Below are 15,440 nucleotides of genomic sequence, written 5' to 3' on the forward strand. Positions count from 1 at the left end.
TGCCACGCCGGACGCCCAGGCCATCACAATCGCCCGGCTCCGCGGTCGTTCCCCGCGGATGCGCCAGGTCCATGCCGAGGTGATGGCCTGGGCGTCCGCACCCCACCACGACTATTCGCCGAGATGACGCCGATTTTCATTTCACGGACGCCGCACTGACCGTCGAGACGATCGAACCTGTGACCGCCCCGGCCAATCCCTACGAGTAGTTCACCCAGCCGGCGACGACAGGTACGCCGGTCGGCCGGTGCACAGCGATGAACCCGAACGGCTGCACCAGTGATACGAGCAATGCCTTCGCGCCAGGCATCGGCGCGGACCCGGCGGCCATCGCCATTGTCGTGACGGCGGCCGCTTCGAAGCCGGTGGCGGAGAAGCGAGCCATCACCGCCTGCTTGGCCTGGTCGATCGCCAACGGCTGCGAACTCAGGCCAGGGAAGTGCCCCTCGCTGGAATCCATCGCCGACGTCAGCCCGAACACGTCCGGATGCTCGAGCAGATCATGCTCGGCATCGACCTCGAAGTACGGCAACGACAACAGCACCGACGGCACCGGCGACATCGAGTCGATCACTTCCAGAGCCGGCGCCGACGCCTCAGCCGCCAGCACCTCCGACCCGCTCACGCCGTCGCCACTCAGCTCGACCGCCGCCGCCAGCACAGCGCCCCGCCCACGACCGGTCTCACCGACCACGAGCCGTACGTCGAACTCCCCAGTGCCGACGACTGTTGCCACGGTCAACGGTCCGGCCGCACTCTCGTACACGCGCACGCTGTCGAGGTCATCGTCGGACCGGCTCAGCCACCGTTGCCCATCGCGGGGATACTCGTTGAACGGCAGCACCCACTTCGTCCGCAACGCCAACGCGGACGCAAGCACCAGCAGCACCTCGGGCGTCAGTTGGATCGGCATCCGGTCCAGCAGTCCGTCAGTCTGCTCGACCACCCACGCGTCCAGCGCCGCCTGATCGGTCAACGTGCCGCGGACCTCGGGCGGCAGGAACCGGTCGACTCCCGGCTGCAGCGGGACCTCCGGCCGCGTCCACAGACCGAGCGCCATCCGGAGTTCGGGGGTCTGCAGCAGACCGTCGTACGGTCCGCCGGCGGCTTCGACGAGTTCGTCCCGCGCGGGTCCGACGGCGAGTTGGGCAAGGATCGCGAGCAGCGGCCGGATGCCGAGCCCGGAGACAACCGTGCTGCCCTCGCCAGGCAGCTTCTCGATCCACCGAGCGGTCAGCCGACTGACCTGCTGCGCATCCATCCGGTCAACTGTCCTGGACGTCGGTGAAGTGCTCGACGTGCGGCGGGTTCGCGAAGTGCGGGCCGATCAGGCCGCGCCAGACACCGAAGGATTCGCTCGCCCGGAACGCCTCGTGCGCCTCGAGCGAGTCCCACTCGACCTGGAGCACGAAGCGCGTCGAGGTCTCGATACCGCGCGACATCCGAATGGTCCGGCTGCCGTCGGCGTTCTCGAGTTGCTTGCGGGCTTGCAGATAGGCGGCCGCGAACGCGTCTTCCTGGCCGGCGATCACATCGAACAACGCCACTTCGAGCACCATGCGGCCAACCCTCTCACACACCGGATCAGCCGACGGGCTCCACCAGTGCCGGTCGCTCGGCGTCCGCCTTGGTCCGAGGCCGGCGTCGTACGACGGTGCACGCCATGCCACCGATCACCAGGACCGCCGCAATCGCCTGCTGCAGGCCGACTGCCTCACCGCGCCACCCCCACGCCGCGGCCATGCCGACGATCGGCACCAACAGAGAGAAGGGTGCGACGGTGCTCGCGTCGTACTGGCGCAACAAGTAGCCCCAGGCACCGAATCCGAACAGCGTTGCGGCGAAGGCGAGGTAGCCGATCGCCCCGATGCCGGTCAGGTCGATCCCGCGCAGGGCCTCGAGATCCGTGTGCGGTCCCTCGGTGAGGAGCGACAGGATGAGCAGCGGTACGACGGCGACCGCGCTGACCCAGACCATGAAGCGCAAGGTGTCCTGCGGCTTGGCATAGCGGGTGATGGTGTTGGACACGCCCCAGAACGCACCGGCGACGATCACCAACGACAGTGCGCCGAGCGGTGCGGCCAGTCCGCGGTCGAGCATGATCAGCACCATCCCGAGGCAGGCGATCGCAATGCCGATCACCTGCGCCTTGCGCGGCCGCTCCCGCAGTACGGCGACCGCGAACAGGACCGTGAAGATCACCTGACACTGCAGCACCAGCGACGACAGTCCGGCCGGGACGCCATGATCCATCGCGGTGAACAGCAGCCCGAACTTCGCCACCCCGAGCGCGAGACCGACCCCGACGACGTACCGCCAGGCCACTGGTGGACGGCCGAGCAGGAAGATCGCCGGGACGGCGGCGAAGAAGAAGCGCAAGGCGGAGAAGAGCAGCGGCGGGAAGTCCTCGAGGCCCACCTCGATGACGACGAAGTTCACGCCCCAGACCACGACGACCGCGAGCGCGAGGAGCAGGTCACGAGGTTTCATGCGGTCCAGTCTGGGTCGGCGTACACTTAAGGACTAGCACCGATTACTACCGCCATCACTTTAGGAGTGCTGAATGATTGATCTCGGCCGACTCCGAGCCCTGCACGCAGTCGCGCAGTACGGGTCGGTCAACCGCGCGGCCGAGGTGCTCGGCTACACGCCGTCGGCGGTCTCCCAGCAGCTGACCAAGCTGGAGCGCGAGACACGGACGACGCTGATCGAGCGGCAGGGACGCGGGATCGTCCTCACCGACGCCGCCCGGCAGCTGGCGTCGACCGCCGCGCGCATCCTTGAGCTGGTCGAGGACGCTGAACTGACGCTGGAAGAGCAACGTGGACAGGCAATCGGCACCTTGAAGATCGCCGCGTTCCCGACCGCCGCGCGCGGCCTCCTGCCGCAGGCGCTGGCACGGCTGATCGACGAGAACCCGGGTTTGGATGTGCGGGTGACCGAGACCGATCCGTTCGAGGCAGTTGCCGCGGTCGGTCGCGGGGAAATCCACGTGGCGGTGGTGCACGACTGGCAGAACACTCCGCTCAGCCTGCCGGAGGGACTGTCCCGGGTGAAGCTCGGCTCCGATCCGGCCGACGTCCTCGTCCCGGCGGCGCACCGCCTGGCCGGCAAGGAGTCTGTCCGGGCGGAGGACCTGGTCGGGGAGCGATGGATCTGCCAACCGGCCGGCTCGATCTGTCACGAATGGCTGGTCCGGACGATGCGCCGGGCCGGCGTCGAGCCCGAGATCGCCTACTCGGTCGCGGAGTACCAGACGCAGTTGGCGATGCTTGCCCGAGGCATCGGCATCGGCCTGCTCCCCCGGCTCGGCCGTGGCACGCTCCCCGACGGTGTGGTCGTCGTACCGCTGCAGCCGGCCCCGAGCCGCCGCCTGTACGCCGTCTGGCGCACGACGACCGCCCGTCGCCCGGCGATCGCCGTCACCCTGCAGACCCTGAAGACGGTCTGGCCCGACCGCGACACCGCCTGACCGGATGTGATCGCCCGGCTGAGCGCCCCTCAGCCGGCCCCGACGAGGATGCGGAGTTTGGCTTCGGTGTCCTCGTCGGCGGCGGTGTAGACGTTGGCGCGGAGTTGGCCGGCCTGGGTCAGCCACATGGTGGCCGGCTCGATGCGCAGCATGCCGACCCTGGCGTTGTCCAGGACCTTGATCCGGGTGCTCGGCGCGGCGACGTCGTACCGCTCCCAGAGCTCCGCGAACAGCGGGGAGCTCGCGAGGAGCCGCTGAGTCAGGTCCTGCCACACCGGCTCGCCCAGGTGGTGGGCGAGCGCGGCCCGATACGCGGCGACCATGTGGTGCTTCATCGACTCCGACTCCGCGAAGCTGCACCGCCATTCCTGCGACACGAAGGTCAGCCAGAGCATGTTGCGTTCCTCGACCGGGATGGCACGCATGTCCAGGACCACGTCACAGTACGCGTCGTTGAACGCGAGGATGTCGTAGCGCGAGTTCAGCACGAGCGCCGGGTACGGCGAGACGGCGTCGAGCATCTTCTGGATCGACGCGGGCAGCACCGAGCACTCGCCGCGCGCAGGGCCGAGCTGGATGCCGGCCAGCGTGTAGAGGTGGTTGCGTTCCAGCCGGTCGAGCCGCAGCGTGTTGGCCACGGCCTCGAGCACCTGCGCCGACACGTTGATGTCCCGGCCCTGCTCGAGCCAGGTGTACCAGGTGACGCCGACTCCGGCGAGCAGCGCGACCTCTTCCCGCCGCAGCCCCGGCGTCCGCCGCCGGCCACCCGGCGCGAGGCCGACCTCCTCCGGCTGGATCCGCTCCCGCCTGCTGCGCAGGAACACCCCGAGCTCCCGCCGCTGCTCCGCCTTGACCACGCTGCCCGTCGTGTCCGCGGACGCCGGTGTCGGAGCCGGCGCGGAGATTCTGTCGGTGGTGGCTGGGATGGTGGTCATGGTCCTATCCTGGCGCGAGATCCAGCCTGGTGCCAGGTGGTGTCAATACCAGGATAACCAGGCTCTCACCACCAGGCTCCGAGCGCGCGCAGGCTGGAGGTATGACAGACCAGCTCCAGGCCACCGCCACCGGTGTTTCCGCCCGGCCGCGTGCCGTCGCGTCGCCGCTGGGCCCGGTGGCACTGACCACTCTCCTCTTCGGCGCCTTCCTGCCGATGCTCTCCTTCTTCATCATCAACGTCGCGCTGCCGGCGATCGGCTCGGACCTGCACGCGACCTCCGGCGAGCTCCAACTCGTCGTCGGGAGCTACGGCATCGCCAACGCCACCTTGCTGGTGGTCGGCGGCCGCCTCGGCGACGGTTTCGGCCGCAAGCGCCTGTTCCTGATCGGCCTGACCGGATTCACCGTGCTGTCGCTGATCTGCGCGATCGCCCCGACCATCGGCGTACTCCTCGCGGCTCGTGTCGTCCAGGGCGCCGCGGCCGCTGCCATGACACCGCAGGTCCTGGCGTCGATCACCAGCCTGCTCACCGGCGAGCACCGCGCCCGCGCCATGGCCATGTTCGGTGTGGCCGGCGGTGCCGCGGCTGCGCTCGGCCAGATCCTGGGCGGCGTGCTGGTCGAGGCTGATGTCTTCGGGCTGGGCTGGCGGGCCGTGTTCCTCGTCAACGTCCCGGTCGGCGTGCTGGCGCTGGCCGCTGCGATCCGGCTGCTCCCGGAGACCAAGGCCGAAAAGGCACATCGGGTCGACCTCGTCGGCGCCGCTCTGCTCGCACTGGCCCTCGTACTGCTGCTTCTGCCGCTCACCGAAGGACGCCCACTCGGCTGGCCGCTCTGGACGTGGCTCTCCTTGGCCGCGGTCATTCCGGCTGTGGCAGTGCTCGGCGTACACCAGCACAGGTCCGAGAAGTCAGGTCGTGCTCCACTCATCCCGCCGACGGTTCTGCGGCTCCGCGCGATGCGGCTCGGCCTGCTGCTGGCGAGCGCGTTCTTCACCACGTTCGGCGGCTTCATGTTCGTCTTCGCGCTCGCCACGCAGGGCGAGGCCCACATGTCCCCGCTGGAAGGCGGTCTGAGCCTGTTGCCGATGGCAGTCGGGTTCCTGATCACCTCGGTCTACGGTCCGCGGCTGCAGCAGCGGTACGGCGCCGGCCTCATCCTCCGCGGCTGGATCATCCAGGCCGTCGGGTACGCCGTACTGGCCGTCATCACGTTGATGGCCTGGCCGAACGTGACGCCTTGGACGCTCGCCGTACCGATGCTGATCGCCGGCTTCGGCAGCGGACTGGTGATGGTGCCGCTCATCGGCGTGGTCGTCGGTCAGGTACCGCCGGCACAGGCGGGACTGGGTAGCGGCATCCTGCTCACCAGCCAGCAGACGACCCTCGCCTTCGGCGCAGCCATCGTCGGTACGGCGTACCTGGCGCTGGCCGGCACGTCGTGGGGACAAGGCGGGGCACTCGCGGCGGTGGCTCTGAGCATCACCGTCATCTCACTGCTGATGACGCCGGTCACGCACCGGCTGGGTTCGCGCCCCAGTGGGACGGGCGCGTAACCGCGGACGGAAGCCTGGTCGCACTGTCGCCACGCGCGGCGTTGACCTGAGCCTGGGTGAGGAACATCGCCCCGGTCAGGTCGGCGCCGCGCAGGTCGGCGTCGCGAAGATCTGCTCCGATCAGGTCGGCTTGCCGGAGATCGGCGTCGCGCAGGTCGGCGCCGATCAGGTAGGCACCGCGCAGGTTGGCCTTCGCGAAATCCGCGCCGCGGAGGCCCTTACCCATCAGGTCGGCGCCGCGGCGCTCTTTCTTCTTGCTCTGCTTGCCGCGCAGGAGCTGACTGGTCTTCAGGAGCAACTCGTTGACCACGGCCCGTTCCGCGATCACGTCGACCTTCGTCAGGTCCGCAGTCCTGGCGACACTCTCGACCCGCTCGATCGCCGCCAGGATCTCGGCCTCGAACGCCCTGTATTCAAGGGCTTCCGTGAGATACCAGAGCAGCTCGTGCAGCTGACGAAGGATGGGCAGCGCGGCGAACATCTGCCGGCCTGGCTGTTCGCGCCAGCTCTTGCCGGCCCGGCGGGAGATCTCCTGGCCGGCGCCGAAGCAGTCGTAGACCGTGCAGCCCTGGAAGCCGCTCGCCCGCAGCTTGCTGTGGATCGTGCAGCGGAAGTCATCACTCAGATTGGGACAAGCCTCACCTGCGGGCTTGTCGATCGCGAAGTCCGCTGACTTGCTGAACGTCAGCGCAACGCAGCAGAGGCCGAAGCAACTGCTGCAGTCGGCGCGAAGATCGGTGCGCTGCACTAGTTGTGTTCGGCAACCGTCTGGCCGGTGCGGCGCCAGCGGATGCCGGCCTCGATGAAGTCGTCGATCTCACCGTCGAAGACACCGGAGGTGTTGCCGGACTCGTATTGCGTGCGCAGGTCCTTCACCATCTGGTACGGGTGCAGCACGTACGACCGCATCTGGTCACCCCACGAGCCCTGCACGTCACCGCGCAACGCGTCGATCTGGGCCCGCTCCTCGGCCTTCTTGAGCGCCAGCAGCTTGGCCTTCAGGATCACCATCGCGCTGGCCTTGTTCTGCAGCTGCGACTTCTCGTTCTGGCAGGAGACCACGGTGCCGGTCGGGATGTGCGTGATCCGGACCGCCGAGTCGGTCGTGTTGACGCTCTGGCCACCGGGGCCGGACGAGCGGTACACGTCGATCCGCAGTTCCTCTTCGGGAACGTCGATCTCGTCGGTCTGCTCCAGCACCGGAACCACCTCGACCGCGGCGAACGAGGTCTGCCGACGGCCCTGGTTGTCGAACGGCGAGATCCGCACCAGCCGGTGCGTGCCCGACTCCACACTCAGCGTGCCGTACGCGTACGGCGCCTTCACCCCGAACGTCGTCGACTTCAGCCCAGCCTCTTCGGCGTACGACGTGTCGTAGACCTCGGTGGCGTATCCGTGCCGCTCGGCCCAGCGCAGGTACATCCGCTGCAGCATCTCGGCGAAGTCGGCCGCGTCCACACCGCCCGCGCCGGACCGGATCGTCACCAGCGCCTCGCGCTCGTCGTACTCACCGGACAGCAGCGTGCGGACCTCGAGGGACTGGATCGCCTTGCTCAGCGAGCCGATCTCCTTCTCCGACTCGGCGATGCTGTCGGCGTCGTTCTCCTCCCGGCCGAGCTCGATCATCACGCCGAGGTCGTCGAGGCGGCTCCGCAGCCCGGTCACCCGCTCCACGTCGGCTTGCAGGCTGGACAGCCGCGAGGTCACCTTCTGCGCGTTCGCCTGGTCGTCCCACAGGTCCGGCGCGGCGACCTGCTCACCGAGGTCGGCGATCTCCCGGCGCAGCGCATCAAGATCGAGCACCTTCTCGATCGAGGTCAGCGTCGCGTCGAGCTGCTTGAGCTCCGCGTCAAAATCCAGTCCAGCCACAACCAAGCAGCCTACCCGCTAGGCCGTGGTAGCCGGTAAAGCTAGGCCATGGCGGAGTACTCCGAAGACCTCTGCGACTGCCCTTTCCAGCTTTGCTTGGGCTTCCCGCACCTGATCCGCGGACGCTTCGTCGGGCAGGAGCCGCATCAGCTGTTCTTCCAGGACCTTCTGCGCGGCGGCGAACTGCGCGGCGATCAAACGGTTTCTGAGGTGCCCAGGATTCCGCTCGTCGAGGGCCTCGGTGAGCGACTTCTCCATCTCGGCAGCGTTCAGCCGGCGACGGGCCAGCAGGGCCGGGCTGCTCTCGATCGTCCGGACGAACTGCTTCCACGTCGCCAGATGCCCGGCCTCGAGCCGCTCCCGGGTCTCTGCGAGGTACGCCGCCTCCAGCACAGTCACCGGATCCGCCCCGGCGGGCGCCTCACGGATCGACCGCGCGGGCCCGGTCCACCAGCCCTGCTCGTCGAAGAACAGATCCTCCTTGGCCGGGAAGTGATTGAACACCGTCTGTACGGCGACGTCCGCCGCGCGCGCGACCTCGGCCACCGTCACCGCGTCGAAGCCGCGCTCGAGGAACAGCGCGGTCGCGACATCCGAGATGGCCTGCCGCGTCTGCTGCTTCTTCCGCTCCCGCCGCCCCGTCTCCATTCGACAGAGCGTAAGGCACCCTGCTTTACTCCATCCAATCTTGTAGTCACTACATTTTTGGATCCTCAGCTGAAGGTCTACGGCAGGATCGAGTCGATGTAGCCGCCGTCGACGCGCACCGCGCCGCCGGTGGTGGCGGACGCGAGGTCGGAGCTGAGGTAGACGACCAGATTGCCGATCTCGGGCGGCTCGATCAGGCGCTGGATCAAGGAGTACGGCCGGTGCTCCTTCATGAACTGGCGCTGCGCCTCGTCCCACGGCAGGTCGTCACCGACCAACTCGTACACGAAGTCCTCGACGCCCGGCGTGTGGGTCGGGCCCGCCATCACCGAGTTCACCGTCACGCCGGTGCCCGCGGCGGCCTTCGCGTAGCCACGCGTCACCGCGAGGAGAGCCGTCTTCGTCATCCCGTAGTGCACCATCTCGAGCGGCGTCACCACGGCCGAGTCACTCGCGATGTTCATCACCCGGCCGAAGCCGCGCTCCATCATCCCCGGCAGATACATCCGGATCAGCCGGACCGCGGACAGCACGTTCACCTCGAAGTACCGGCGCCACTCGTCGTCATCGATCTCCAGCACCGGCTTGGCTCCGAAGATGCCCAGGTTGTTGACCAGGATGTCCAGTTCGCCGACCCGATCCCGCAGTACGCCGGCGCCTTCCGCCGAGGCGAGATCGGCCGCGATCGCCGTCACGTCCGCGTCCGGCACCTCCTTGCGGACCTGATCCGCGGCCGCGCTGGTCTTCTCCTCACCGCGTCCGTTCACCACCACTGCCGCACCCGCCCGGGCCAGTTCGGTGGCGATGGCCAGCCCGATCCCCTGGCTCGATCCCGACACCAGCGCCCGCCGTCCGTTCAGCTCGATCTTCATCACCCCATGGTGCCCTTTCTGCCGTGGCCGAACGCGGGATTCACCGGATCGGGACGATCGCGGCCGCCTCGGAGGCGATGTCCGCGTCTCCCTGCCAGCCGGGCGGCTCGAACGGCAGGTCCACCGAGGACGTCAGCCGCACGGTCACCGTCGTACCGGCGACGTCGGCCGACCAGTCGAGGTCACCGAATCGGTTGCTCGCGGCAACCTGGTCCAGGTACTCGGCCGTCAGCCGACGGGCCTGCTCCGGGTCGAACTCGGCGTTCCCGTCCGCCGCGGGTTGCGCGTAGATCGCTGCCAGCCCGTTCGCCGCGGCCAGTACGGCGCCGTCCGCGGTCGCATCGAGGTCACGGCGTACCAGGAACACCTTGGAGATATCGGTCACCACGACGATCATGAGCAAGATGATCGCCGTGAAGCCGATGATCAGGACAGTCATCTGACCCTGCTCACCCTGTTGCCGTCGGCATCCGTTCATCCGTTGCCCTTGGCCTCGCGATAGTCGCCGTACGGCTCCGTGTGCGAGGCACTGAGGTGGATCGCCGGCGGCTCCCCACCGAGTGCGTCCGGGATGAACGGCAGCGGTACGTCGGTGGCCAGCGTGACAGTGACCGTCGACCCCGGCTCCAGGCAGGCAGGATCGCAGCTGATCGTGAGCTGGTCGGAGGTGAGCTCGACGCCTTGGTCCTTCATCGCCAGCCGCGCCGCCTCGAACGCCCGGCTTCGCGCCTCGTCCTCCGACAACCCGGCCGGCACGATCACGAACGCCCGCCCCGCGGCCCGGGTCGCCGCGGTCGCGCCGTACGACGCCCGCTGGACGTCGAACACGGCCAGCATCACGTAGATCAACGGGACCATCAGCAACAGCGCCAGCCAGGAGAACTCGACCACCGCGCTGCCGCGCTCGTCCCGCGATCGGTTCATTCGCCGGTCTCCTTGACGGCATGACCTTCGACGCTGAACGCGACGCCAGGACCCCACAAGCCCAGCGGTGGCATGTGCGCCTTCACGACGACCTGCACTCCCGGCCGGCCGTCGATGTCGGTCTCCTCGGACTGGACCGCATCGATCAACCCGTCCTTCACCACCCCGTCGATCAGATCGCGCGTCCGCCCCTCTCCGTCGGCCGGCTGCCGATTCAGCACGGCCGCGTAGGCCGCACCCTCGGACGCCGCGGCGGTCAAGGTGTTGCGGACATACAGGTAGAGCCCGACCTGCAGGATGCCAAGGAACAAAGGCACCACGAGCATCGACACCAGCACGAAGTCGACCACCGCCGAGCCACGCTCATCACGCGGCCGCGGCGGATGCGGGCGGACGGGAACCATCACTTGTTGGAGACGGAGTCCAGTGCGTCCTGCAGCATCTGCGCGAGTTGTTTGCCCGCCAGGCCCCAGATCACGACGACCAGCCCGGCGGTCATCACGGTGATCAGCACCCAGCCGGGGACGTCGCCGCGCTCCTTCCGTGCGGGCCGTGGCGCCAGCAGCGCCACGAACAGTCTCGTCAGCAGTAGGGACATGACCTCTCCTCAGTTCATCCGGCGATCAGCCGGATTCCGACAGCGCCCGGGTAGAAGGCGAACGCGATGGTGACCGGCAGGACGAGGAACACGACCGGGACCATCATCGCGACCTCACGGCGGGCACCGGACTCGATCAACTCGCGCCGCCCGGCCTCACGGATGTCCCCCGCCTGCGCGCGCAGCACGTCGGCCAGCGGCGTACCGCGTTCGAGTGCGACCGCGAGACCATCGGCGAACCGCGACAACGCGAGCAGACCGGTGCGGTCGGCGAGGCCGTCGAGTGCGCGGACGAGCGTCTCACCGGCGCGGGTCTCACCAAGGACCCGCTGGAGTTCGTCGGCGAGCTCGCCGCGGCAGGACCGGGCGACCCGATCGAGCGCCGCTGCCGGACCCTCACCGGCCGCCACCGACAACGCCAGCAGCTCGGCCACGGTCGGCAGCGCCGCGAGCAGCCGCCGCTCCCGGCGTCGTACCTGCGTGCTCAGATAGGTGTCTCGGGCAAGTACTCCGAGGACGCCGAGCAGACCGCAGAACACCAGCATCCCGACCGGATTCCCGACACCGAACGACACTGCGACGATCGAGACGACGAGCCCTGCCCCGAACGCCGCCGTACCCCACAGCACCTGCTCGATCCGGAACTCCTCGACAGACCGCTCGATCCCGGCCCGCGACAACCGGCGTCGGATCGACGCGGCGCCACCAAGGAGCCGCTCCAGCCGACCGGCCCCGGCCCGCAGCGACGGCCCGAACAACCGGACGATCGCGTAGAACGGCGAGCTGGAGTCGACCACACCGAGGAACACCTCCGGCCCACCAAGATCACGCAGGTACGGCGCGATCCGGTCGTCGACCGACGGCCTCCGGAGGAACGGCAAACGCCGGACGACCAGGAGAAGGCTGAGTCCGAAGAGCACACCCACCAGGCCACCGAGCACCATCGGGCTCATCGCAGCACCCGCTCGGGCTCGGGCAGCCGGCCGATCCGCAGCATCAGTCGGTACGCGATCACGCAGACCGCTGCACCCACACCGATGATCAGTGCGCCGACCGGAGAGTTGTAGCGCTGGATCAGGTCGCCCTGGAACGACAGCAACGCGAGCACGAGCCACGGCGCAGCGACCGCGACCCGGGCACCGTTGACCGACCACGACTGCCGGGACTCGAGCTCAGATCTGGTCCGGGCGTCGTCGCGGAGGAACGTCGACAGCGAACGCAGCAACCGGCCGAGATCCCCACCACCGACTTCGCGCGCGATCCGCAATGCCTCGACCACGCGGTCGCCGACGGGATCAGCGAGCCGCGCCTTCAACCGGTCCAGGGAATCCGCGAAGCGACCCGTCGACGCATAGTCCGCGCCGAACCGGCGGAACGGTTCACGCAAGGGCAGCGGTCCACGCTCACCGACCTGGGCCAGCGCCTCGGACAGCGACAGCCCCGCCCGGACCGCGGAGGCGATGTTGTCGACGACATCGGGCCACAGCTCACGAAACTCGGCGAGCCGCTTCCGTGCGCGGCTCCGCACCAGCGCGACCGGCAGACCACCGGCCATCAGGCCGAACACCACGCCGACCGGCCACGCGCCCGAAACCACGAACATCACCACGAACCCGGCGACGCCGGTGATCAGGCACGCGCCGATGAACGCGCCCGGCGTCACACCTTCGATCCCCGCGCCGGCCAGAAGGTCGCGGCTTCGAGCGATCAGTCGCGCGTCGTTCGCCGGCCGCGTCTCCGCCGGCACCGCGAACGTCCAGATGATCAGCAGGAGGCCGATCCCGAAGAACAGTCCGAGCAGCAGTCCCATCAGCCCACACCTCGCGGCAGCTCGGTCAGCAGCCCGGACAAGGAGTACCCCGCATGCTGGAAGCGCTCTGGATGCGGCAGATGCCCTTCGGCCCGCCGCAACTGCCCGTCGACCGTGCCGAACACCGTCTCGGTCTCGATCGCCTGCTCCTCGATCCGCCCACTGACCGCCACGATCTCCCGCACCCGCCGCTGCCCGTCCGCCCCGATGCCGAGATGGATGACGAGATCCACGCAGCCGGCCACGGTCGGGAGCACGAACCGAGACCCGATGTTTTCGCCGGCCAGCAACGGCAACGTGCACATCTTGGTCAGAGCTTCGCGCGCCGAGTTCGCGTGGATCGTGCACATGCCGGGCAGTCCACTGTTGAGAGCCAGCAGGAGATCCAGGCACTCCTCGCCGCGGACCTCGCCGACGATCAGCCGGGACGGACGCATCCGCAGCGACTCCTTCACGAGATCGCGCAGCCGCACCTCACCTGTACCTTCGAGACCCGCCTGCCGCGTCTGCATGGACACCCAGTCCGGAATCGGGAGCTTGATTTCGAAGACCTCTTCGCAGCTGATCACGCGTTCGCTGCCCGGGATCGAGCCGGCCAAGGCGTTGAGCATCGTGGTCTTGCCGGCCTGGGTGCCGCCCGAGACGAGGATGTTCAGCCCGACCGCGACGGCGGCGTCGAGTACTGCGGCCGCGTGCGGGGTCAGCGATCCGAGCGCGACCAGATCGCTCAGCCGGGTCGCGCGGACCGTGAATTTGCGAATGTTGATGGCTGCGTAGCGTTGCGTGATGCCGCCGAGCACGATGTGCACGCGGCTGCCGTCGGGGAGTCGCGCGTCGGTGAACGGCTGCGAGACGTCGATCCGCCGGCCGGTCGTCTTCAGCATCCGCTCGACCAGATCGCTGACCTCTTCCTCGGTCAGCACCGTCGTGGTCAGCTCATGCCGGCCCTCACGCGCGATGAACACCCGGCTCGGCTCGTTGATCCAGATCTCTTCGACCGCCGGGTCATCCAGGAACCGCTGCAGCGGCCCGAAGCCGGCGACCCGGTCGTGCACCTCCCGGCTGACCGCGTCCACATCCACGATCGGTGGAACCACCCCGGTCAGGCTGCGCTCGTCGTACTCCCGAACGACGGTCGCAACGATCGCGTCCACCGCTCCCGGATCCCGCAGCGGGTCGATCCCCTCCCGCCGGACAACATCCCGGACCTGCGCGTCGATCAGTTCGACAGCGTCCCGGCCCGGCCGGCGCGCGGCGAGTCTGTCGGCTGCCATCGGTCTCCCCAGAAGTCCCGTCGGCGACCATCTGGTCACCGTGCGCGACCATCCTGTCAAGCCCGGGGCTCACCTGCCACTCTGCTCCGGCGGGCTGTGGATAACTTCTTCCGCCGGCGGTGTAACGCAGCAGGGCGCAGGGAGCGTCAAAGAAGGTGAGACGACGACCGGGAGGGTGACTTGACGCGAGCCACCGAGGATTTCGAGGAGTTCGCCAGAGCGCGCACTCCGAGGCTGTATCGGACCGCCTGGCTGCTGGCCGGTGAGCACCACCTGGCAGAAGACCTGGTCCAGGAGACGCTGGCGAAGCTGTACCGGTCCTGGCGCCGGATCGAGCACGTCGACAACCTGCCGGCGTACGCACAGACGGTGCTGGCGCGCACCTACATCTCGCAACGGCGGCGCCGGAGCTCGACCGAGCAGCCGAGCGAGACGCTGCCGGACCGGGCGGACCGGCCCGGCGACCCCGAGCTGCGGTTGTCCCTCCAGCAGGCGCTCGCCGAGCTGGCCCCTCTCGATCGTGCGGTGCTCGTGCTGCGGTTCTTCGAAGATCGCAGCGTCGAACAGGTCGCGCTCGATCTGGGCAAGAACGCCGGTGCGGTCAGGACCCGGACGTCCCGTGCCCTGGACCGTCTCCGGACGGTGCTCGGCGACGACGCCGTCCACCTGGCCGCCCTCTGACCCTGGGAGAACCTCGATGACACCTCTGAACGACAGCCTGCCCGACCTGATGGACCGGGCCACCGAGAACCTCGAACCGAACGCGACCGATCTGGTCGAGCGCGGCATCCGCCGTGGGCAGGTCCTGTCCCGGCGCCGGACGGCCCTCGCCGGCGCCGGCGGAGCAGTCGCAGTACTGGCCACCGTCGGGATCGTTGTGGCCGGCACCCAAGCCCTCGGCGGCCGCCCGTCAGAGCAGCCTCCGTTCGCGGCAACACCGGCCGCGACGCCTTCCGCGACCAGCAGCGGTACGACGCCCAGGACCAGCGCCACCACGCAGGACACGGTGACGAAGAAGGGGATTCTCTTCACGCTGCAATCACTCCTCCCGCCGGGGACCAGGGTGAGCAAGCCGACGAGCTTCGGCGACGACTTCATCGGCGCATCCGTCCTGGCCGATGACGGCAAGGGGGCGTCGTACGTCGAGGTGCTGATCAAGACCGAGAAGACTCCGATCGTCTGCCCGCCGGAGCACCCCGAGTTCTGCACCACCCGCGCCGACGGGACGCTCGTCATCGCCTACACCTCTGCGAGAAGGGGCCTCCCGAGCGAACCCCAGATCAACTACGTGACGATCGGCCACCCCGACGGCCGGACCATCTCACTGGGCAGCGCCAACGCGACCGCCTACAAGAAGGCTGTACCGACCCGCGCCAAGCCGATGCTGTCGATGGCCCAGCTGATCGCGATGGCCGACAGCCCGAGGTGGACCTACCCGCCCGCCGGCTGGGGCAGGGACCTCAACCGCTAGACACGCCGTGG

Annotated in this window: 19 protein-coding genes; 4 read left to right on the top strand and 15 right to left on the bottom strand. The window is 68.7% G+C overall.

Annotation, left to right across the window (positions count from 1 at the left end; all coding sequences use genetic code 11):
* Positions 1 to 199: 199 nt before the first annotated feature.
* The 3 genes from ACIBG5_RS33665 to ACIBG5_RS33675 are packed head-to-tail and all read right to left on the bottom strand — an operon-like array spanning position 200 to position 2,490.
* Positions 200 to 1,261: a serpin family protein gene (locus tag ACIBG5_RS33665; protein WP_396395560.1), complete on the bottom strand. Its 1,062-nt coding sequence runs from the start codon at positions 1,259 to 1,261 to the stop codon at positions 200 to 202.
* 4 nt (positions 1,262 to 1,265) lie between these two features.
* Complete coding sequence (locus ACIBG5_RS33670) at positions 1,266 to 1,559, bottom strand: antibiotic biosynthesis monooxygenase (protein ID WP_360445311.1); 294 nt, start codon at positions 1,557 to 1,559, stop codon at positions 1,266 to 1,268.
* Between the two features lie 25 nt (positions 1,560 to 1,584).
* On the bottom strand, positions 1,585 to 2,490 hold the full coding sequence (locus tag ACIBG5_RS33675; RefSeq protein WP_396395561.1) for an EamA family transporter: 906 nt from the start codon (positions 2,488 to 2,490) through the stop codon (positions 1,585 to 1,587).
* Positions 2,491 to 2,563: 73 nt separating this feature from the next.
* Between ACIBG5_RS33675 and ACIBG5_RS33680 the strand changes: the two genes are divergently transcribed.
* The gene (locus tag ACIBG5_RS33680; protein WP_396395562.1) at positions 2,564 to 3,472 is read left to right on the top strand and encodes a LysR family transcriptional regulator; all 909 of its coding nucleotides are present in this window, start codon (positions 2,564 to 2,566) and stop codon (positions 3,470 to 3,472) included.
* A 29-nt stretch (positions 3,473 to 3,501) separates the two neighbouring features.
* Here the strand turns inward: ACIBG5_RS33680 and ACIBG5_RS33685 are convergent, their stop codons facing one another.
* Entirely contained in the window at positions 3,502 to 4,407 is a 906-nt protein-coding gene (locus ACIBG5_RS33685; RefSeq protein WP_396395563.1) for a helix-turn-helix transcriptional regulator, read from the bottom strand.
* Positions 4,408 to 4,508: 101 nt separating this feature from the next.
* On the opposite strand from ACIBG5_RS33685, the gene ACIBG5_RS33690 reads away from it, so the two are divergent.
* Positions 4,509 to 5,963 carry an MFS transporter gene (locus tag ACIBG5_RS33690; RefSeq protein WP_396395564.1) on the top strand — a complete coding sequence of 485 codons (1,455 nt, stop codon included), beginning with the start codon at positions 4,509 to 4,511 and terminating at the stop codon, positions 5,961 to 5,963.
* On the opposite strand, the gene ACIBG5_RS33695 is transcribed toward ACIBG5_RS33690, so the two are convergent.
* The 11 genes from ACIBG5_RS33695 to ACIBG5_RS33745 all read right to left on the bottom strand — a co-directional run bounded on the left by ACIBG5_RS33695 (position 5,920) and on the right by ACIBG5_RS33745 (position 13,958).
* The gene (locus tag ACIBG5_RS33695) at positions 5,920 to 6,711 is read right to left on the bottom strand and encodes a pentapeptide repeat-containing protein (protein WP_396395565.1); all 792 of its coding nucleotides are present in this window, start codon (positions 6,709 to 6,711) and stop codon (positions 5,920 to 5,922) included. The two genes, ACIBG5_RS33690 and ACIBG5_RS33695, sit on opposite strands and share 44 nt — an antisense overlap.
* Positions 6,711 to 7,832, bottom strand: coding sequence for a peptide chain release factor 2 (gene prfB / locus ACIBG5_RS33700; RefSeq protein ID WP_396395566.1), 1,122 nt, complete (start codon positions 7,830 to 7,832; stop codon positions 6,711 to 6,713). Before prfB ends, ACIBG5_RS33695 begins: the two co-directional genes overlap by 1 nt.
* 18 nt (positions 7,833 to 7,850) lie before the next feature.
* A complete protein-coding gene (locus ACIBG5_RS33705) occupies positions 7,851 to 8,480 on the bottom strand; it encodes a TetR/AcrR family transcriptional regulator (RefSeq protein ID WP_396395567.1) in 630 nt (209 codons plus the stop codon).
* 77 nt (positions 8,481 to 8,557) lie between these two features.
* Complete coding sequence (locus ACIBG5_RS33710) at positions 8,558 to 9,352, bottom strand: SDR family NAD(P)-dependent oxidoreductase (RefSeq protein ID WP_396395568.1); 795 nt, start codon at positions 9,350 to 9,352, stop codon at positions 8,558 to 8,560.
* 40 nt (positions 9,353 to 9,392) lie between these two features.
* Positions 9,393 to 9,791 (bottom strand): pilus assembly protein TadG-related protein, encoded by a 399-nt coding sequence (locus ACIBG5_RS33715; RefSeq protein ID WP_396395569.1) that lies wholly within the window; start codon positions 9,789 to 9,791, stop codon positions 9,393 to 9,395.
* Between the two features lie 35 nt (positions 9,792 to 9,826).
* Entirely contained in the window at positions 9,827 to 10,276 is a 450-nt protein-coding gene (locus ACIBG5_RS33720) for a hypothetical protein (RefSeq protein WP_393387194.1), read from the bottom strand.
* Entirely contained in the window at positions 10,273 to 10,680 is a 408-nt protein-coding gene (locus ACIBG5_RS33725; protein WP_396395570.1) for a TadE family protein, read from the bottom strand. The genes ACIBG5_RS33720 and ACIBG5_RS33725 overlap by 4 nt, the downstream gene beginning before the upstream one ends.
* Positions 10,680 to 10,874 (bottom strand): hypothetical protein, encoded by a 195-nt coding sequence (locus ACIBG5_RS33730; RefSeq protein WP_131519427.1) that lies wholly within the window; start codon positions 10,872 to 10,874, stop codon positions 10,680 to 10,682. The genes ACIBG5_RS33725 and ACIBG5_RS33730 overlap by 1 nt, the downstream gene beginning before the upstream one ends.
* A 14-nt stretch (positions 10,875 to 10,888) precedes the next feature.
* Complete coding sequence (locus ACIBG5_RS33735; protein ID WP_396395571.1) at positions 10,889 to 11,827, bottom strand: type II secretion system F family protein; 939 nt, start codon at positions 11,825 to 11,827, stop codon at positions 10,889 to 10,891.
* On the bottom strand, positions 11,824 to 12,684 hold the full coding sequence (locus ACIBG5_RS33740) for a type II secretion system F family protein (protein ID WP_396395572.1): 861 nt from the start codon (positions 12,682 to 12,684) through the stop codon (positions 11,824 to 11,826). The genes ACIBG5_RS33735 and ACIBG5_RS33740 overlap by 4 nt, the downstream gene beginning before the upstream one ends.
* Positions 12,684 to 13,958 carry an ATPase, T2SS/T4P/T4SS family gene (locus ACIBG5_RS33745; RefSeq protein WP_360445337.1) on the bottom strand — a complete coding sequence of 425 codons (1,275 nt, stop codon included), beginning with the start codon at positions 13,956 to 13,958 and terminating at the stop codon, positions 12,684 to 12,686. Before ACIBG5_RS33745 ends, ACIBG5_RS33740 begins: the two co-directional genes overlap by 1 nt.
* A 180-nt stretch (positions 13,959 to 14,138) precedes the next feature.
* On the opposite strand from ACIBG5_RS33745, the gene ACIBG5_RS33750 reads away from it, so the two are divergent.
* Positions 14,139 to 14,639 carry a SigE family RNA polymerase sigma factor gene (locus ACIBG5_RS33750; RefSeq protein ID WP_396395573.1) on the top strand — a complete coding sequence of 167 codons (501 nt, stop codon included), beginning with the start codon at positions 14,139 to 14,141 and terminating at the stop codon, positions 14,637 to 14,639.
* 16 nt (positions 14,640 to 14,655) lie between these two features.
* A complete protein-coding gene (locus tag ACIBG5_RS33755) occupies positions 14,656 to 15,429 on the top strand; it encodes a hypothetical protein (protein WP_396395574.1) in 774 nt (257 codons plus the stop codon).
* Positions 15,430 to 15,440 lie beyond the last annotated feature (11 nt).

This window comes from Kribbella sp. NPDC050241, from assembly GCF_044459685.1.
GTDB lineage: Bacteria > Actinomycetota > Actinomycetes > Propionibacteriales > Kribbellaceae > Kribbella.

Excerpts from the sequence above, each read along its gene's own strand:
- ACIBG5_RS33665 (WP_396395560.1), bottom strand. The coding sequence starts at position 1,261 with ATGGATGCGCAGCAGGTCAGTCGGCTGACCGCTCGGTGGATCGAGAAG.
- ACIBG5_RS33670 (WP_360445311.1), bottom strand. The coding sequence starts at position 1,559 with ATGGTGCTCGAAGTGGCGTTGTTCGATGTGATCGCCGGCCAGGAAGAC.
- ACIBG5_RS33675 (WP_396395561.1), bottom strand. The coding sequence starts at position 2,490 with ATGAAACCTCGTGACCTGCTCCTCGCGCTCGCGGTCGTCGTGGTCTGG.
- ACIBG5_RS33680 (WP_396395562.1), top strand. The coding sequence starts at position 2,564 with ATGATTGATCTCGGCCGACTCCGAGCCCTGCACGCAGTCGCGCAGTAC.
- ACIBG5_RS33685 (WP_396395563.1), bottom strand. The coding sequence starts at position 4,407 with ATGACCACCATCCCAGCCACCACCGACAGAATCTCCGCGCCGGCTCCG.
- ACIBG5_RS33690 (WP_396395564.1), top strand. The coding sequence starts at position 4,509 with ATGACAGACCAGCTCCAGGCCACCGCCACCGGTGTTTCCGCCCGGCCG.
- ACIBG5_RS33705 (WP_396395567.1), bottom strand. The coding sequence starts at position 8,480 with ATGGAGACGGGGCGGCGGGAGCGGAAGAAGCAGCAGACGCGGCAGGCC.
- ACIBG5_RS33710 (WP_396395568.1), bottom strand. The coding sequence starts at position 9,352 with ATGAAGATCGAGCTGAACGGACGGCGGGCGCTGGTGTCGGGATCGAGC.
- ACIBG5_RS33715 (WP_396395569.1), bottom strand. The coding sequence starts at position 9,791 with ATGACTGTCCTGATCATCGGCTTCACGGCGATCATCTTGCTCATGATC.
- ACIBG5_RS33720 (WP_393387194.1), bottom strand. The coding sequence starts at position 10,276 with ATGAACCGATCGCGGGACGAGCGCGGCAGCGCGGTGGTCGAGTTCTCC.
- ACIBG5_RS33725 (WP_396395570.1), bottom strand. The coding sequence starts at position 10,680 with ATGGTTCCCGTCCGCCCGCATCCGCCGCGGCCGCGTGATGAGCGTGGC.
- ACIBG5_RS33730 (WP_131519427.1), bottom strand. The coding sequence starts at position 10,874 with ATGTCCCTACTGCTGACGAGACTGTTCGTGGCGCTGCTGGCGCCACGG.
- ACIBG5_RS33735 (WP_396395571.1), bottom strand. The coding sequence starts at position 11,827 with ATGAGCCCGATGGTGCTCGGTGGCCTGGTGGGTGTGCTCTTCGGACTC.
- ACIBG5_RS33740 (WP_396395572.1), bottom strand. The coding sequence starts at position 12,684 with ATGGGACTGCTGCTCGGACTGTTCTTCGGGATCGGCCTCCTGCTGATC.
- ACIBG5_RS33745 (WP_360445337.1), bottom strand. The coding sequence starts at position 13,958 with ATGGCAGCCGACAGACTCGCCGCGCGCCGGCCGGGCCGGGACGCTGTC.
- ACIBG5_RS33755 (WP_396395574.1), top strand. The coding sequence starts at position 14,656 with ATGACACCTCTGAACGACAGCCTGCCCGACCTGATGGACCGGGCCACC.